Consider the following 4,574-nt stretch of genomic DNA (forward strand, 5'->3'; position numbering starts at 1 on the left):
ACTCCGTACTCGCGCTGGCCCCTTGGCTGCCGGAGGACGACGTCGCGGCGCAACCCGAACCGGTGAAACAGCTCGCCGGGCGTCAGGTCCTGATCGTCCACGGCACGAACGACGCCAGGACCGACCCGGAGCTGTCGTACCGGCTGGCCGAGCGCGCGAAGAAGTCCAATCGTGACACCTGCCGCTTCGAGGTCCATTCGGACGGCCACTCCCTGCGCCAGTACCAGGAAGAAGTCCTGGCCCTGGCCGCCGACTTCGTCCTCGGCTCGCTCTTCTCCCGCGCGTACGCCCGCCCGGTCGCGGACGCGCTGGCGGCGCCGCCGCCGCTCGGTCTGCGGATGCCGCTGGCGGCGGGGTTCGGGAGAGCGCTGCGGCACTGAGGTTTCGGGGGCTCCGCCCCGCACCCCGCGCCTCGATCACCCCAGCGCCTCGATCACCGGCGGGGCCCGACACGCGCCGGGGTCCGGGGCGACGCCCCGGGAATCGGCCCGTCCCGCGTTCGAGGACACGACGAAAGCCGTACGGGGTCCGGGCCCCCCACGAGGCGGAGCCGCACATCGACACAGCCGGGAAGGGACCGGGTGGGGAAGGAGCCCGCCGCAGGCGCCTCAGTCCGGCAGCAGGTTCCCCCGCCGTGACAGCAGGAACTTCTTGAAGGCCGTCACCGGTGCCGTGTCCGGATGGCCGTCGAGCCAGGCGACGCCGATCTCGCGCACCGCGCGCGGCGCGGTCACCGTCAGTTCGACGACCCCTGGGCGGGGTGCGGCGGGCGGCGGCAGGAGGGCGACGCCGAGGCCCGCGGCAACGAGGCCCCGCAGCGTCTCGGCCTCCTCGCCCTCGAAGGCGACGCGCGGGGAGAAGCCGGCCTCGGCGCACAGGGCGTCGGTGATGCGGCGCAGGCCGTAGCCGGGTTCGAGGGTCACGAAGGTCTCGTCGGCGGCCTCGGCGAGACGGACGCGCTTGCGCGTGGCAAGGCGGTGGTCGTCGGGGACCACGAGTCGCAGGCGCTGTTCGTCGAGGCGGCGGGCGACCAGGTCGGGGGCGTCGGGGACCGGCGAGGTGAGACACAGGTCGAGTTCGCCGGCGCGGAGTCGCTCGATCATCGCCTCGCCGTAGTTCTGGACGAGCGTGAAGCGGACCCGGGGATGGTCGACGCGGAAGGCGCGGATGAGCTCCGGCACGGTCTCGGAGCCCAGCGTGTGCAGAAAGCCGAAGGCGACCTTGCCCGCGGACGGGTCGGCATCGGCCCGTACCGACTCCGCGGCCCGTTCGACCTCGGCGAGGGCCCGCTCGACGGAGGTGAGGAACGTACGGCCCGCCGCCGTCAGCGAGACCGTGCGGCCCTTGCGGGTGAACAGTGCCACGCCCAGGTCCTGTTCGAGGCGGACCATCGCGCGCGAGAGCGTCGACTGGGGGACGGCGAGCTCCTGCGCGGCCCGGGTCACATGCTCGTGGCGGGCGACGCCCGCGAAGTACGCGAGACGCGGCGCAAGCAGCAGAGGCATGTCTTCTTCGTAACTGCTCAGTGACACGCGAGCCTGTGAGCTGTAGTCATGCGCCATGGGAACGATTAAAGCCGTTCCATGCATTGGACGCATCAGGAAGGGGTGCCTACCTTCGAGGTATGCCTTCCGCCAGTACCGGGGCGCCCACCACCGTGGGTGCCCTCACCTCGTCGTCCCGTCAGCTCGCCCCCGGCCTCCCCGGTTACCGCCGCATGAGCTTCGCGCTCTTCGCCGCGGGCGTCGCGACCTTCGCTCTCCTCTACTCGACCCAGGCCCTGCTGCCCGCCGTCTCCGCCGAGTTCGGCGCGACCGCGAGCGCGGCCAGCTGGACGGTGTCCGCGGCGACCGCCGCCCTGGCCCTGTGCGTGCTCCCGCTGAGCGCACTGTCCGAGCGGTTCGGGCGGGTACGGCTGATAACGGTGTCGCTGACGGTCGCGGCCGTGGTCGGACTGCTGGTGCCGGTCGCGCCGAACCTGGAGTGGCTGGTCGCGCTGCGCGCGGTGCAGGGCGCCGCGCTGGCCGGGATCCCGGCCTCCGCGATGGCGTTCCTCGCGGAGGAGGTGCGGCCGAGGGCGTTGATCGCCGCGATCGGTCTGTTCGTGGCGGGCAACAGCATCGGGGGCATGAGCGGCCGGATCGTGACCGGCTGGGTCGCCCAGCTGTGGGGCTGGCGGGCGGCAGTCGCCGCGGTCGGCCTGATGGCCGTCGTGTGCGCGGTCGCCTTCCGGGCGCTGGTGCCGAAGGCACGTCACTTCGTTCCGGGTTCGCCGGCCCCGCGCGAGCTGGCGAAGACCGTCCGCGGTCACCTCTCCGACCCGCTGCTGATGCGGCTGTACGGGATCGGCGCGCTCTTCATGACCGTGTTCGGCGCGGTCTACACGGTGATCGGGTACCGGCTGGTGGAGGCACCCTTCAGCCTCCCCCAGGGCGTGGTCGGCTCGATCTTCCTCGTCTACCTGGTCGGTACGGTCTCGTCCGCGGCGGCCGGGAAGCTGGTCGGCCGCCTCGGGCGGCGCGGCGCGCTGTACCTCGCGGTCGGGACGACGACGGCGGGCCTGCTTTTCTCCCTCGCGGACTCGCTGGCCTCGGTCCTGCTCGGCCTGGTGCTGATCACGGCGGGCTTCTTCGCCGGCCACGCGGTCGCCTCCTCCTCGGTGAGCCGCACGGCGAAGACCGGCCGGGCACAGGCCTCAGCGCTGTACCAGTCGGCGTACTACGTGGGCAGCAGCGCGGGCGGCACGCTCGGCGCGATCGCCTTCCACTCCGGTGGCTGGGCGGGCACGGTCCTGCTGGGGCTGCTGGCGGTGCTCGGGGTCGTGTCGATCACCCTGTACGGGTCGTACTCGGCCCGTATCCAGGAGCGCCGGCTGGTGCTCACCGCGGCGGCCGCGCGCCACTGAGACTCCTGGGGCGGGAGTGGCGATCTCCCCGCGAAACTGCGTAAATCCGTGCCCTCCCGCCTACAACCGCCACTCCCCCGTACGCGTCCAAAGTGCAGAGCAACCGCACTGCGCGTACTGGGGAGTTGGTGACCGTGGATCGTGCAAGACACTCAAGGAACGTACGGAGACGGGGCGGCGCAGCCCTCGGCATCACCGGTCTGGTGGTGCCCCTGACCCTCGCACTCGGCGCCGCCCCCGCACAGGCGGCGTCCTGCACGACGGCGACGGGGCCGTACCAGAAGCAGGTCGAGAAGTTCATGGGCCGCCCGGTCGACGGGCGGCAGTCGCCCGCCGACTGCAAGGCGATCCAGACGTTCCAGCGCTGGCACGGGATCACCCCGACGATCGGCTACGCCGGGCCGGTCACCTGGCGCACGATGAGCACGATCCTGGCCCAGCGCGCGGCGGGCACCAACCCGAACCGGGCGGGCACGTGTCCGACCAACAGGGGCCGTATCGCGTGTGTCGACCTGACCAGGCAGCTCAGCTGGATCCAGGACGGCGCGCGGCTGAAGTACGGGCCGGTGCCGGTGCGGACCGGCCGGGACGGCGCGGAGACCCGTACCGGCTCGAAGAAGATCTACTACCGCAGCGTCAACCACTGGTCGACGATCTACCGGGTGTGGATGCCGTACTCGCAGTTCTTCGACGGCGGGATCGCCTTCCACTCGGTCACCAAGTCGATGTACAACCCGCCGGGCTCCGGGGGCTGCGTCAATATGCGCCCGACGGACGCGAAGGCCTACTGGAACCTGCTCGGGAACGGGGAGGACGTCTTCGTCTACGGGCGCAAGCCCGGAACCTGACCCCGTTGTCAGTCCCCTCCTGTAGCGTCCGAAGGGCTGGTGCGGATGGGCGACAGGGGCGGACCCGATGAGTGATCTGGCTACGACGCAGGACCTCGAATCCCGGCTGGAGGGCTTCCGCAGGGAGCTCACCGGCTACTGCTACCGCATGCTGGGCTCGGCCTTCGAGGCGGAGGACGCCGTCCAGGACACGATGGTGCGGGCCTGGCGGAGCATCGAGAAGTTCGAGGGGAGATCGTCGCTGCGCTCGTGGCTGTACCGCATCGCGACGAACGTCTGCCTGGACATGCTGAACGCGGGAAATCGCCGGGCCCGCCCGATGGATCTGAGCGCCGCCACCCCGGTCGCCCAGGCCCAGCTCAACGCCCGTCCGGAGATCACCTGGCTGGAGCCGGTTCCGGACGGGCGGGTGCTGCCGTCGGTGGCCGACCCGGCCGATACGACAGTCGAGCGGGAGTCGATCCGGCTGGCGTTCGTCGCCGCGCTGCAGCATCTGCCGCCCAAGCAGCGCGCCGTGCTGATCCTGCGCGAGGTGCTGGCGTGGAAGGCCGCGGAGGTCGCCGAGCTGCTGGGCACTTCGGTCGCCTCGGTCAACAGTGCGCTGCAGCGCGCCCGCGCCACCCTCGCCGAGTCCGGGCCCGCGGCATCGGACCCTGCGGACCCGCTCGACGAGGAGCAGCAGAAGCTGCTGGAGCGCTATGTCGCCGCCTTCGAGGAGTACGACATGAAGGCGCTCACCGCGCTGCTCCACGAGGACGCGACGATGTCCATGCCGCCGTACGACCTGTGGCTGCACGGCCATGACGACATCGTGGGCTGGA

Annotated in this window: 4 protein-coding genes and 1 pseudogene; 4 read left to right on the forward strand and 1 reads right to left on the reverse strand. The window is 71.5% G+C overall.

What is annotated here, in order from left to right; genetic code table 11:
* A pseudogene (locus ACWGI8_RS40110) lies at positions 1-380 on the forward strand (alpha/beta hydrolase); the annotation flags it as partial.
* 228 nt (positions 381-608) lie between these two features.
* On the opposite strand, the gene ACWGI8_RS40115 reads toward ACWGI8_RS40110, so the two are convergent.
* Entirely contained in the window at positions 609-1,562 is a 954-nt protein-coding gene (locus ACWGI8_RS40115) for a LysR substrate-binding domain-containing protein (protein WP_453668379.1), read from the reverse strand.
* Between the two features lie 62 nt (positions 1,563-1,624).
* Here ACWGI8_RS40115 and ACWGI8_RS40120 point away from each other — a divergent pair, with 62 nt between their 5' ends.
* The 3 genes from ACWGI8_RS40120 to ACWGI8_RS40130 all read left to right on the forward strand — a co-directional run.
* The gene (locus ACWGI8_RS40120; RefSeq protein WP_453668380.1) at positions 1,625-2,905 is read left to right on the forward strand and encodes an MFS transporter; all 1,281 of its coding nucleotides are present in this window, start codon (positions 1,625-1,627) and stop codon (positions 2,903-2,905) included.
* A 191-nt stretch (positions 2,906-3,096) separates the two neighbouring features.
* Complete coding sequence (locus tag ACWGI8_RS40125; protein WP_453668382.1) at positions 3,097-3,753, forward strand: L,D-transpeptidase family protein; 657 nt, start codon at positions 3,097-3,099, stop codon at positions 3,751-3,753.
* A gap of 67 nt (positions 3,754-3,820) precedes the next feature.
* Positions 3,821-4,574, forward strand: a 754-nt coding sequence (locus ACWGI8_RS40130) for a sigma-70 family RNA polymerase sigma factor (RefSeq protein WP_453668381.1), incomplete at its 3' end; no start/stop codon positions are given.

This window comes from Streptomyces sp. NPDC054841 (assembly GCF_053611045.1).

What these genes read in the sequence shown, in the direction of transcription:
- ACWGI8_RS40115 (WP_453668379.1), bottom strand. Translation starts at nt 1,562, where the DNA reads ATGGCGCATGACTACAGCTCACAGGCTCGCGTGTCACTGAGCAGTTAC.
- ACWGI8_RS40120 (WP_453668380.1), top strand. Translation starts at nt 1,625, where the DNA reads ATGCCTTCCGCCAGTACCGGGGCGCCCACCACCGTGGGTGCCCTCACC.